This is a genomic window from Pseudomonas sp. zfem002 (genome assembly GCF_032621685.1).
Taxonomy (GTDB): Bacteria; Pseudomonadota; Gammaproteobacteria; order Pseudomonadales; family Pseudomonadaceae; genus Aquipseudomonas; species Aquipseudomonas japonica.
This window is the reverse complement of the sequence record NZ_JAVYJH010000014.1, coordinates 108922-121026: the sequence shown is the minus strand read 5'-3', so window position 1 is coordinate 121026 and position 12105 is coordinate 108922. Positions and strand designations below refer to the sequence as shown.

Annotated in this window: 10 protein-coding genes; 7 read left to right on the top strand and 3 right to left on the bottom strand. The window is 64.2% G+C overall.

Annotated elements, in window-relative coordinates:
* The first annotated feature begins 8 nt into the window (after positions 1-8).
* Positions 9-2279 carry an ATP-dependent Clp protease ATP-binding subunit ClpA gene (clpA, locus tag RTI28_RS17195; RefSeq protein WP_316921576.1) on the top strand — a complete coding sequence of 757 codons (2271 nt, stop codon included), beginning with the start codon at positions 9-11 and terminating at the stop codon, positions 2277-2279.
* Positions 2280-2362: 83 nt separating this feature from the next.
* Here clpA and infA read toward each other — a convergent pair whose 3' ends face one another.
* From infA to aat, 3 genes are all read right to left on the bottom strand, one after another.
* Positions 2363-2581: a translation initiation factor IF-1 gene (gene infA, locus RTI28_RS17190; RefSeq protein WP_002553999.1), complete on the bottom strand. Its 219-nt coding sequence runs from the start codon at positions 2579-2581 to the stop codon at positions 2363-2365.
* Between the two features lie 102 nt (positions 2582-2683).
* Positions 2684-3391: an arginyltransferase gene (locus RTI28_RS17185; protein WP_316921575.1), complete on the bottom strand. Its 708-nt coding sequence runs from the start codon at positions 3389-3391 to the stop codon at positions 2684-2686.
* Positions 3392-3447: 56 nt separating this feature from the next.
* Positions 3448-4143 carry a leucyl/phenylalanyl-tRNA--protein transferase gene (gene aat / locus RTI28_RS17180; protein WP_316921574.1) on the bottom strand — a complete coding sequence of 232 codons (696 nt, stop codon included), beginning with the start codon at positions 4141-4143 and terminating at the stop codon, positions 3448-3450.
* 333 nt (positions 4144-4476) lie between these two features.
* On the opposite strand from aat, the gene ftsK reads away from it, so the two are divergent.
* The 6 genes from ftsK (at position 4477) to cysG (ending at position 11987) form a co-directional block, all read left to right on the top strand.
* Complete coding sequence (gene ftsK / locus RTI28_RS17175) at positions 4477-6882, top strand: DNA translocase FtsK (RefSeq protein ID WP_316921573.1); 2406 nt, start codon at positions 4477-4479, stop codon at positions 6880-6882.
* A 64-nt stretch (positions 6883-6946) separates the two neighbouring features.
* Entirely contained in the window at positions 6947-7570 is a 624-nt protein-coding gene (gene lolA, locus RTI28_RS17170; RefSeq protein ID WP_316921572.1) for an outer membrane lipoprotein chaperone LolA, read from the top strand.
* An 18-nt stretch (positions 7571-7588) separates the two neighbouring features.
* A complete protein-coding gene (locus tag RTI28_RS17165; RefSeq protein WP_316921571.1) occupies positions 7589-8914 on the top strand; it encodes a replication-associated recombination protein A in 1326 nt (441 codons plus the stop codon).
* Entirely contained in the window at positions 8911-9285 is a 375-nt protein-coding gene (gene crcB, locus RTI28_RS17160) for a fluoride efflux transporter CrcB (protein ID WP_316921570.1), read from the top strand. Before RTI28_RS17165 ends, crcB begins: the two co-directional genes overlap by 4 nt.
* Positions 9286-9314: 29 nt before the next feature.
* A complete protein-coding gene (gene serS / locus RTI28_RS17155; protein WP_316921569.1) occupies positions 9315-10595 on the top strand; it encodes a serine--tRNA ligase in 1281 nt (426 codons plus the stop codon).
* Positions 10596-11987: a siroheme synthase CysG gene (gene cysG / locus RTI28_RS17150; protein ID WP_316921568.1), complete on the top strand. Its 1392-nt coding sequence runs from the start codon at positions 10596-10598 to the stop codon at positions 11985-11987.
* The last annotated feature ends 118 nt before the right edge of the window (positions 11988-12105 follow it).

Genomic DNA, 12105 nt, shown 5'->3' with positions numbered 1-12105 from the left:
GTGAAGCTATGTTAAACCGCGAGCTCGAAGTCACCCTCAATCTGGCCTTCAAGGAGGCGCGCTCGAAGCGTCATGAGTTCATGACCGTCGAGCACCTTCTGCTGGCATTGCTGGACAACGAGGCAGCCGCCACCGTTCTGCGCGCATGCGGCGCAAATCTCGACAAGCTCAAACACGATCTGCAGGAGTTCATCGACTCCACTACTCCTTTGATCCCCGTGCACGACGAGGACCGTGAGACCCAGCCGACCCTGGGCTTCCAGCGGGTGCTGCAGCGTGCCGTTTTCCATGTACAGAGCTCGGGCAAGCGTGAAGTGACCGGTGCCAATGTGCTGGTAGCGATTTTCAGTGAGCAGGAAAGCCAGGCGGTGTTCCTGCTCAAGCAGCAAAGCGTGGCTCGCATCGATGTGGTCAACTACATCGCCCACGGCATTTCCAAGGTTCCGGGACACGGCGAACACCAGGAAGGCGAACAGGACATGCAGGACGAGGACGGTGGCGAAACCTCGTCCTCGGGCAATCCTCTGGACGCCTATGCCAGCAACCTCAACGAGCTGGCCCGTCAGGGCCGGATCGATCCGCTGGTCGGTCGTGAAACCGAAGTCGAACGGGTAGCGCAGATCCTCGCCCGGCGGCGCAAGAACAATCCGTTGCTGGTCGGTGAGGCCGGTGTCGGCAAGACCGCCATCGCCGAGGGGCTGGCCAAGCGTATCGTCGATGGCCAGGTGCCGGACTTGCTGTCCCACAGCGTGGTCTACTCCCTCGACCTCGGCGCCCTGCTGGCCGGAACCAAATACCGCGGTGATTTCGAGAAGCGCTTCAAGGCGCTGCTCGGAGAGCTGCGCAAACGTCCGCAAGCGATCCTGTTCATCGACGAAATTCACACCATCATCGGTGCCGGTGCGGCATCCGGCGGGGTGATGGACGCCTCGAACCTGCTCAAGCCGTTGCTGTCTTCCGGCGATATCCGCTGCATCGGTTCGACCACCTTCCAGGAGTTCCGCGGCATCTTCGAGAAGGACCGGGCACTGGCGCGGCGCTTCCAGAAAGTCGATGTCAGCGAGCCGTCGGTGGAAGATACCGTCGGCATCCTGCGCGGGCTCAAAGGTCGTTTCGAGTCGCATCACAGCATCGAGTACAGCGATGAAGCCCTGCGTGCCGCGGCTGAACTGGCGGCGCGCTACATCAATGATCGGCACATGCCGGACAAGGCCATCGACGTGATCGACGAAGCGGGCGCCTATCAGCGTCTGCAACCGGTCGAGGCGCGGGTCAAGCGCATCGAGGTGCCGCAGGTCGAGGACATCGTCGCCAAGATCGCGCGGATTCCGCCAAAACACGTCACCAGTTCCGACAAGGAGCTGCTGCGCAACCTGGAGCGCGACCTGAAGCTGACCGTGTTCGGTCAGGATGCGGCCATCGACTCGCTGGCCACCGCGATCAAGCTTTCTCGTGCCGGCCTCAAGGCACCGGACAAGCCGGTCGGGTCCTTCCTGTTCTCCGGCCCGACCGGGGTCGGCAAGACCGAGGTGGCGCGGCAACTGGCCAAGGCGCTGGGGGTCGAGCTGGTACGTTTCGACATGTCCGAGTACATGGAGCGGCACACCGTGTCGCGCCTGATCGGTGCACCTCCAGGTTATGTCGGCTTCGACCAGGGCGGTCTGCTCACCGAGGCGATCACCAAGCAGCCGCACTGCGTGTTGCTGCTCGACGAGATCGAGAAGGCGCATCCGGAAGTCTTCAACCTGCTGCTGCAGGTCATGGACCACGGTACCCTGACCGACAACAACGGGCGCAAGGCGGACTTCCGCAACGTGATCCTGATCATGACCACCAACGCCGGTGCGGAAACCGCGGCCCGTGCGTCGATCGGTTTCACTCATCAGGATCATTCGTCCGACGCGATGGAAGTGATCAAGAAGAGCTTCACGCCGGAGTTCCGCAACCGTCTGGATACCATCATCCAGTTCGGTCGCCTCACTCACGAAACCATCAAGAGCGTGGTGGACAAGTTCCTCACCGAGCTGCAGGCGCAACTGGAGGACAAGCGCGTCCTGCTGGAGGTGTCCGATGCGGCGCGCAGCTGGCTGGCGACAGGCGGCTACGATGCGCAGATGGGCGCGCGGCCGATGGCACGGCTTATCCAGGACAAGATCAAGCGGCCGCTGGCCGAGGAGATCCTGTTCGGCGAGCTGGCCGAGCATGGCGGTGTGGTGCATGTCGATATCCGCGATGGCGAACTGGTCTTCGACTTCGAAACCACGGCGGAAATGGCCTGACGATAATCGCGGGGCTTGCCCCGCGGTTTTCTGCGGCAACGAAAAAGCCCGGCATCAGCCGGGCTTTTTCGTCGTATCGACGTTTAGCGGGCGCGGTAGGTGATGCGCCCTTTGCTCAGGTCGTACGGCGTCAGTTCGACGCGGACCTTGTCGCCAGTCAGGATACGGATGTAGTTCTTGCGCATCTTTCCGGAGATGTGCGCGGTTACGACGTGCCCGTTTTCCAACTCCACGCGGAACATGGTGTTGGGCAGGGTGTCGACGACAGTGCCTTCCATTTCGAAGCTGTCTTCTTTCGACATGCAGTAAAGCCCTCGGTGTTCAGTTATGGCCGGCCACAGAAGCACCCGGCTACAAAAAGTGGCGTGCATTGTGCCCGAAAAAGGAAGGTCAAGCCAAGGTTTTCAGTTCAGGGTGACCCAGCGCTGGTTGATCAGCAGTTCGATGGGGCGGTACTGGGTCTTGTAGTTCATTTTTTTGCAGTTCTTGATCCAGTAGCCGAGGTAAACCGCATCCAGCCCCAGGCGCAGGGTTTCGCCGACCTGCCAGAGAATGGCGAAGCGGCCGAGGCTACGTCGTTCCTCGTTCGGTTCGTAGAAGGTGTACACCGCCGACAGGCCGTTGGGCAGCAGGTCGGTTACCGCCACGGCGACCAGGCGACCCTCCAGGCGGAACTCGTAGAAACGTGAAAACGGCAGGTCGCGGACCAGGAAGGTGGAAAACTGGTCGCGGCTTGGCGGGTACATGTCGCCATCCGAGTGGCGTTGCTCTATATAGCGCCGATACAGGTCGAAGTACTCTTCGTTGAACGACGGGCGGGCAGGGGTCACCACCAGGTCGGCGTTGCGCTTGATGATGCGTTTCTGCTGGCGGTTGGGGGAGAAACGCGCAGCCGGAATCCGCGCCGGTACGCAGGCATTGCAGTTCTGGCAATGGGGCCGGTAAAGGTGGTCGCCACTGCGACGAAAGCCCATTTCCGACAGGTCCGCATAGACGGTGGCGTCCATCGGCTGGCTCGGATCGAGAAACAGCGTGGTGGCCTGCTCGTCAGGCAGGTAGCTGCAGGCATGGGGTTGAGTGGCATAGAACTTCAACCGCGCCAACTCAGTCATGATCAACCCCTCGGCAGGTGTTTTTTACTAATTGTAAGCCAGCTGTGAAAACTCGCCTAGCAAACGGCCGGGGGACAGGTCCAGGTGGCGCGATTGGGTTGGTCCAGGTACTGGCGCAGATAGTCGGCGAAGCTCGCCCTGGCGATAGGGCGGGCGCCCAGACTGTGCAGGTGGTCGGTGGGCATCTGGCAGTCGATGAGGACGAAACCGGCGTCGCGCAGGTGCTCCACCAGCGTGACGAAGCCCACCTTGGAGGCGTTGTCGGCGCGACTGAACATGGATTCGCCAAAGAACAGGCGTCCCATGGCCAGGCCGTAGAGGCCGCCGACCAGTTCACCGTCGCGGCGCACCTCGACCGAATGGGCGAGGCCGCGCTTGTGCAGCTCGATGTAGGCCGCCTGCATGCTGTCGGTGATCCAGGTGCCGTCGGCATAGGCGCGCGGCGCAGCACAGGCGCGGATCACCGCGGCAAAGTCCTGGTCGAAACTGACCTGGTAGTGGCCTTGGCGAATGAATTTGCGCAATGACCGGGACACGTGCAGTTCGTCCGGAAACATCACCGTGCGCGGATCGGGCGACCACCACAGGATCGGCTGGCCATCCTGATACCAGGGGAAGCAGCCGTGGCGATAAGCCTGGACCAGGCGTTCCGGGCGCAGATCGCCGCCCGCGGCCAGCAGGCCGTCGGGATCGCGCAGGGCGCTTTCCAGGGGCGGGAAGTCCAGCGTATTGCGGTTCAGCCAGGTGAGCATTGTCATCGACACGGAAGGGGAGGGCGTCCAGCATGACCCGAACCCGCGTCTTCGGACAAGCCCGTTGTGACGCAGGCGCATGGCCTCTTGCCACGCAGCGCAACTTAACCCGACGACAGTTGTCCCAACTACGCAAAAACACCGCATAAGCCTTTGTCACAAAAGAAAATGCGTGCTCAAATTGTTGCAGGGGAATTTTGCCCCTGTCATGGCTCGTTCCGCCGAGCCGTAATGGCGATCGTTCGGCAGTAATGTTAAAAGTAGTGATTTGTTGACCGCTCCCCTTTGGTCAATCACGGTTGGACGCGCTCAAGGCGCAGGAATAGACGAGTTTTGAAGAAACCCACAGCAACACCCAATCCCGAGCCGCTCTGGCGCCAGCAGTTGCATTACAGGCTCAAGGAAGGTGCCCTGATTGCCATGGGCGCCCTGTGCCTTTATCTGTGGATGGCATTGCTGACCTACGACCAGGCCGATCCCGGCTTCAGTCACACCAGCAACGTCGACCAGGTGCAGAACGCCGCGGGCCGTGCCGGTGCCTTCTTCGCCGACATCCTGTTCATGGTGCTGGGTTACTTCGCCTACATTTTCCCTTTGCTGCTGGCGATCAAGACCTGGCAGATCTTCCGCGAACGCCATCAGCCCTGGCAGTGGAGCGGCTGGCTGTTCTCCTGGCGCCTGATCGGCCTGGTGTTCCTGGTCCTGTCCGGGGCCGCGCTGGCGCATATCCATTTCCATTCCGCGCCGAGCCTGCCGGCGTCGGCGGGCGGTGCGCTGGGCGAGAGCCTCGGCGATCTGGCGAAGAACGCCCTGAACGTGCAGGGCAGTACCCTGATGTTCATCGCCCTGTTCCTTTTCGGCCTGACCGTGTTCACCGACCTGTCGTGGTTCAAGGTGATGGACATCACCGGCAAGATCACCCTCGATCTGTTCGAATTGATCCAGGGCGCCGCCAGCCGCTGGTGGAATGCCCGCATCGAGCGCAAGCAACTGGTCGCGCAATTGCGCGAGGTCGATCAGCAGGTCAATGAAGTGGTGGCCCCGGTCGTTCCGGATCGTCGCGAGCAGGCCAAGGCCCGCGAGCGCATCATCGAGCGCGACCAGGCGCTGGCCAGGCATGTCGCCGAGCGCGAAGAGAAAGCGCCGCCGGTGATCATGCCGGCCCCGGCCAAGGCGCCAGAGCCGAGCAAGCGCGTGCAGAAGGAGAAGCAGGCGCCGCTGTTCGTCGACAGCGCCGTCGAAGGTACGCTGCCGCCGATCTCGATTCTCGATCCGGCGGAAAAGAAGCAGGTCAACTATTCGCCGGAGTCGCTGGCGGGTGTCGGCCAACTGCTGGAAATCAAGCTCAAGGAATTCGGTGTCGAGGTGTCGGTGGACTCGATCCACCCGGGCCCGGTGATCACCCGCTACGAAATCCAGCCGGCCGCCGGCGTGAAGGTCAGCCGCATCGCCAACCTGGCCAAGGACCTCGCGCGCTCCCTGGCGGTGACCAGCGTGCGCGTGGTCGAAGTGATTCCGGGCAAGACCACCGTCGGTATCGAGATCCCCAACGAAGACCGGCAGATCGTGCGTTTCTCCGAAGTGCTGTCCTCGCCGCAGTACGACGAGGCCAAGTCGCCGGTGACCATGGCCCTCGGCCACGACATCGGCGGCAAGCCGGTGATCACCGACCTGGCGAAGATGCCGCACCTGCTGGTGGCCGGTACCACCGGTTCCGGTAAATCGGTCGGGGTGAACGCGATGATCCTGTCGATCCTGTTCAAGTCGGGGCCGGAAGACGCCAAGCTGATCATGATCGACCCGAAGATGCTCGAACTGTCGATCTACGAAGGCATTCCGCACCTGCTCTGCCCGGTGGTCACCGACATGAAGGATGCCGCCAACGCCCTGCGCTGGAGCGTCGCCGAGATGGAGCGGCGCTACAAGCTGATGGCAGCGATGGGCGTGCGCAACCTGGCCGGCTTCAACCGCAAGATCAAGGACGCCGAGGAAGCCGGCGAGCCGATCTACGACCCGATGTTCCGCCGCGAAAGCATGGACGACGTGCCGCCAACCCTGCATACCCTGCCGACCATCGTGGTGGTGGTGGACGAATTCGCCGACATGATGATGATCGTCGGCAAGAAGGTCGAAGAGCTGATCGCGCGTATCGCACAGAAGGCGCGGGCCGCCGGTATCCACCTGATCCTCGCCACCCAGCGCCCGTCGGTGGACGTCATCACCGGCCTGATCAAGGCCAACATCCCGACGCGCATGGCGTTCCAGGTGTCGAGCAAGATCGACTCGCGGACCATCATCGACCAGGGTGGCGCGGAACAGCTGCTCGGCCACGGCGACATGCTCTACATGCCGCCGGGCACCAGCCTGCCGATCCGGGTGCACGGCGCCTTCGTTTCCGACGACGAGGTGCATCGCGTGGTCGAGGCCTGGAAGTTGCGCGGTGCTCCCGACTACAACGACGACATCCTCAACGGTGTCGAGGAAGCCGGTAGCGGCTTCGACGGCGGTGGCGGCGGTGAAGGCGGCGAGGACGCCGAGACCGACGCGCTCTACGACGAGGCGGTGCAGTTCGTCCTGGAAAGCCGTCGTGCTTCGATTTCCGCGGTGCAGCGCAAGCTGAAGATCGGCTACAACCGTGCCGCGCGGATGATCGAGGCGATGGAGATGGCCGGCGTGGTCACGCCGATGAACACCAACGGTTCCCGCGAAGTCATCGCCCCGGGATCGCCGCGCGACTGATGCCCAGGTTTCACTGGCGGGCAACGACGCCCGCCGGTTCATTCATTCTGCAACGAGGATTGCCATGCGCCTGATTCGCATGATGTTGGTTTCCGCGCTGAGCCTGTCCAGCGCTTCGCTCTTCGCCGCCGAGGCCGACGTGGCCCGGTTGACCCAGCTGTTGAACAACTCGAAGACCATCAGTGCCAATTTCTCCCAGCTGACCCTCGACGCCAGCGGCACCCAACTGCAGGAAACCACCGGGCAGATGGCGGTACAGCGTCCCGGCCTGTTCTACTGGCACACCGACGCGCCGCAGGAGCAGGTGGTGGTGTCCGACGGGGCCAAGGTCACCCTGTGGGATCCGGACCTGGAGCAGGCGACCATCAAGAAGCTCGACCAGCGCCTGACCCAGACCCCGGCGCTGCTGCTGTCGGGTGACGTGTCGAAGATCAGCCAGAGCTTCGACATCAGCTCGAAGGAGCAGGGCGAAGTGATGGACTTCGAACTGCGCCCGAAGACCAAGGACACCCTGTTCGACTCCCTGCGCCTGTCGTTCCGCAAGGGCCTGGTCAATGACATGCAACTGATCGACAGCGTCGGCCAGCGCACCAACATCGTCTTCACCGCGGTCAAGGCCAACGAGCCGGTGCCGGCGAGCAAGTTCAAGTTCGACATCCCCAAAGGCGCGGATGTGATCCAAGAGTAAGAGGTCGTACAGCCGTCCATGGACCTGTTTCGCAGTGAACCGGTTGCCCAGCCCCTGGCCGCGCGCATGCGCCCGGCCAACCTGGACGAATACGTCGGCCAGCAGCACCTGCTGGCCCGTGGCAAGCCGCTGCGCGAGGCCCTGGAGCAGGGCGCGCTGCATTCGATGATCTTCTGGGGCCCGCCGGGGGTCGGCAAGACCACCCTGGCGCGGCTGCTGGCGCAGTTCTGCGACGCGCATTTCGAAACGGTCTCGGCGGTGCTCGCCGGGGTCAAGGAGATCCGCCAGGCGGTGGAAGTCGCCAAGCAGCAGGCGGCCCAGTACGGACGACGGACCATCCTGTTCGTCGACGAAGTGCACCGTTTCAACAAGTCGCAGCAGGACGCCTTCCTGCCCTATGTCGAAGACGGCACGCTGATTTTCATCGGCGCGACCACTGAAAACCCCTCGTTCGAGCTGAACAACGCGCTGTTGTCGCGGGCGCGGGTCTACGTGCTCAAGAGCCTCGACGAAGAAGCCCTGCGCCGCCTGGTGCAGCGCGCGCTGAGCGAGGAGCGTGGCCTGGGCAAGCGTCAGCTGCGCCTCGGCGACGAAGCCTTCAAAATGCTCCTGGCCGCCGCCGACGGCGATGGCCGGCGCATGCTCAACTTCCTGGAAAACGCCTCGGACCTGGCGGAAGACGGCGGCGAAATCGGCGTCGATCTGCTGCAAAGCCTGCTCGGCGACAGCCGGCGGCGTTTCGACAAGGGCGGCGAGGCCTTCTACGACCAGATTTCCGCGCTGCACAAATCCATCCGCGGCTCCAACCCGGACGCTGCGCTGTACTGGTTCGCGCGCATGCTCGATGGCGGCTGCGATCCGTTGTACCTGGCGCGCCGCGTGGTGCGCATGGCCAGCGAGGACATCGGCAACGCCGACCCGCGCGCCCTGAGCCTGTGCCTGTCGGCCTGGGACGTGCAGGAACGCCTCGGCAGCCCGGAAGGCGAGCTGGCGGTGGCGCAGGCCATCACCTACCTGGCCTGCGCGCCGAAGAGCAATGCGGTGTACATGGGCTTCAAGGCGGCATTGCGCGAAGCCGCCGAGCACGGCTCGCTGGAGGTGCCGCTGCACCTGCGCAACGCCCCGACCAAGCTGATGAAGCAACTGGGCTACGGCGAGGAATACCGCTACGCCCACGACGAACCGGGCGCCTACGCCGCCGGCGAGGACTATTTCCCCGACGAGCTCGAACCGCGCCAGTACTACCAGCCGGTGCCGCGCGGACTTGAACTGAAGATCGGCGAGAAGCTGCGTCAGTTGGCCGAACTCGACCGCAACAGCCCCCGGCAACGGAGAAAACCGTGATTGCACTCGTCGCCGCTGTCAGTGCCGGAGGCATTGCCGGCACCCTGTTGCGCTTCGCCACCTCCAATTGGGTTGCTGGCCACTGGCCTCGGCACTTTTATCTCGGTACGCTGGCGGTCAACCTGGTTGGCTGCCTGCTGATCGGCCTGCTCTACGGGCTGTTCCTGCATCGTCCGTATGTCCCGGTCGAACTGCGTGGCGGCCTGATCGTCGGCTTCCTTGGCGGCCTGACGACGTTTTCATCCTTTTCACTGGATACCGTGCGCCTGCTCGAAAGCGGGCAGGCGCCGCTGGCCTTCGGCTATGCCGCGATCAGCGTGCTGGGCGGCCTGCTCGCAACCTGGGCCGGCCTGGCCTTGACCCGAATCTGAATCAACACCACCTATAACGAGAGAACGATATGCTCGATTCCAAACTGTTACGCGGCCAACTTCAGGAAGTGGCGGACCGCCTGGCCTCCCGTGGCTTCAGCCTGGATGTCGCGCGCATCGAATCCCTGGAAGAGCGCCGCAAGACGGTGCAGACCCGTACCGAACAACTGCAGGCCGAGCGTAACGCCCGTTCCAAGTCCATCGGCCAGGCCAAGGCCAAGGGCGAGGACATCGCGCCGTTGATGGCCGACGTCGAGCGCATGGCCGGCGAACTGGCGGCCGGCAAGGTCGAGCTGGACGAGATCCAGACCGAACTGGACCAGATCCTGCTGACCATCCCCAACCTGCCGGACGCCAGCGTCCCGGTGGGCGAGGATGAAGAGGGCAACGTCGAAGTGCGTCGCTGGGGCACCCCGCGCACCTTCGACTTCGCGATCCAGGACCACGTCGCCCTCGGCGAGCGCAACGGCTACCTCGACTTCGAAACCGCGGCCAAGCTGTCGGGCGCGCGTTTCGCCCTGCTGCGCGGTCCGATCGCCCGCCTGCACCGTGCCCTGGCGCAGTTCATGATCAACCTGCACATCAACGAGCACGGCTACGAAGAGGCCTACACCCCGTACCTGGTCCAGGCGCCGGCGCTGCAGGGCACCGGCCAGCTGCCGAAGTTCGAGGAAGACCTGTTCAAGATCAGCCGCGAAGGCGAGGCCGACTTCTACCTGATCCCGACCGCCGAAGTGTCGCTGACCAACATCGTTGCCGGCGAGATCGTCGACGCCAAGGACCTGCCGATCAAGTTCGTCGCTCATACCCCGTGCTTCCGCAGCGAAGCCGGCGCGTCCGGTCGTGACACCCGCGGCATGATCCGCCAGCACCAGTTCGACAAGGTCGAGATGGTCCAGGTGGTCGAGCCTGGCAAGTCCATGGAAGCCCTCGAAGGCCTGACCGCCAACGCCGAGCGCGTGCTGCAGGCGCTGGAGCTGCCGTACCGCGTACTGGCCCTGTGCACCGGCGACATGGGCTTCAGCGCCGTGAAGACCTACGACCTGGAAGTCTGGGTGCCGAGCCAGGACAAGTACCGCGAGATCTCTTCGTGCTCCAACTGCGGCGACTTCCAGGCCCGGCGCATGCAGGCGCGCTGGCGCAACCCGGAAACCGGCAAGCCGGAGCTGGTGCACACCCTCAACGGCTCGGGCCTGGCCGTGGGCCGTACCCTGGTCGCGGTGCTGGAGAACTACCAGCAGGCCGACGGCAGCATCCGTGTGCCGGAAGTGCTCAAGCCGTACATGGGTGGCATCGAGGTCATCGGCTAAATGGAATTCCTGCCGCTGTTCCACAATTTGCGCGGCAGCCAGGTGCTGGTGGTCGGCGGCGGCGAGATTGCCTTGCGCAAATCCCGCCTGCTGGCCGATGCCGGGGCGAAGCTGCGCGTGGTCGCGCCGCAGATCGAAAGCCAGCTGGCCGAGCTTGCCGTGCAGAGCGGTGGCCAGCTTCTGGCCCGTGGCTATGAAGAGGGCGATCTCGACGACTGCCAGCTGATCATCGCCGCCACCGACGACACCGTGCTCAACGCCCAGGTGTCGGCGGATGCGCGGCGGCGCTGCGTACCGGTCAATGTGGTGGACGCGCCGGCGCTGTGCTCGGTGATCTTCCCGGCCATCGTCGATCGCTCGCCGCTGGTGATCGCGGTGTCCAGCGGCGGTGACGCCCCGGTGCTGGCACGCTTGATCCGTGCCCGCCTGGAAGCCTGGATTCCTGCTGCCTACGGCGAGCTGGCCGGGCTTGCCGCGCGTTTTCGCGACCGCGTCAAGCAGCTCTATCCGGATGTCAATCAGCGTCGTGGCTTCTGGGAGGACGTGTTCCAGGGCCCGATCGCCGAGCGTCAGCTGGCCGGGCAGGGCGGCGAGGCGGAGCGCCTGCTGCAGGCCAAGGTCGAGGGTGCCGCGCCGCAGAACGGCGGTGAGGTGTACCTGGTCGGTGCCGGTCCGGGCGATCCGGACCTGCTGACCTTCCGTGCCTTGCGCCTGATGCAGCAGGCCGACGTGGTGCTGTACGACCGTCTGGTCGCCCCGGCGATCATCGAGATGTGCCGGCGTGATGCCGAGCGTATCTATGTCGGCAAGCGCCGCGCCGATCACGCCGTGCCGCAGGAGCAGATCAACCAGCTGCTGGTGGACCTGGCCCGTCAGGGCAAGCGGGTGCTGCGCCTCAAGGGCGGCGATCCGTTCATCTTCGGCCGCGGCGGCGAGGAGATCGAGGAACTGGCGGAGCAGGGCATCGCCTTCCAGGTGGTGCCGGGGATCACCGCGGCCAGTGGCTGCTCGGCCTATGCCGGGATTCCGCTGACCCACCGCGACTATGCGCAGTCGGTGCGTTTCGTCACCGGGCACCTCAAGGACGGTACCAGCAACCTGCCGTGGAACGACCTGGTGGCGCCGGCGCAGACCCTGGTGTTCTACATGGGCCTGGTCGGCTTGCCGACCATCTGTGCCGAGCTGATTCGCCATGGCCGCGCGGCGGATACGCCGGCGGCACTGGTGCAGCAGGGCACGACCCGCAACCAGCGGGTCTTCACCGGCACCCTGGGTGACCTGCCGCAACTGGTGGCGGAGCATGAAGTGCATGCGCCGACGCTGGTGATCGTGGGTGAGGTCGTGCAGTTGCGCGACAAGCTCGCCTGGTTCGAGGGCGCCCAACAACCCTAGCTGCAGAACGCGCCCCCCCGTAGGAGCGCGGCTTGCCCGCGAAAGGACCGCATAGCGGTCCCATTCGGTGGTGTTTTCCGGGACCGCTATGCGGTCCTTTCGCGGGCAAGCCGCGCTC

Bases quoted from the DNA above. Each gene is read 5' to 3' on its own strand.
- lolA (WP_316921572.1), top strand. From the start codon at position 6,947: ATGCGCCTGATTCGCATGATGTTGGTTTCCGCGCTGAGCCTGTCCAGC.
- RTI28_RS17185 (WP_316921575.1), bottom strand. From the start codon at position 3,391: ATGACTGAGTTGGCGCGGTTGAAGTTCTATGCCACTCAACCCCATGCC.
- clpA (WP_316921576.1), top strand. From the start codon at position 9: ATGTTAAACCGCGAGCTCGAAGTCACCCTCAATCTGGCCTTCAAGGAG.
- RTI28_RS17165 (WP_316921571.1), top strand. From the start codon at position 7,589: ATGGACCTGTTTCGCAGTGAACCGGTTGCCCAGCCCCTGGCCGCGCGC.
- aat (WP_316921574.1), bottom strand. From the start codon at position 4,143: ATGCTCACCTGGCTGAACCGCAATACGCTGGACTTCCCGCCCCTGGAA.
- serS (WP_316921569.1), top strand. From the start codon at position 9,315: ATGCTCGATTCCAAACTGTTACGCGGCCAACTTCAGGAAGTGGCGGAC.
- cysG (WP_316921568.1), top strand. From the start codon at position 10,596: ATGGAATTCCTGCCGCTGTTCCACAATTTGCGCGGCAGCCAGGTGCTG.
- infA (WP_002553999.1), bottom strand. From the start codon at position 2,581: ATGTCGAAAGAAGACAGCTTCGAAATGGAAGGCACTGTCGTCGACACC.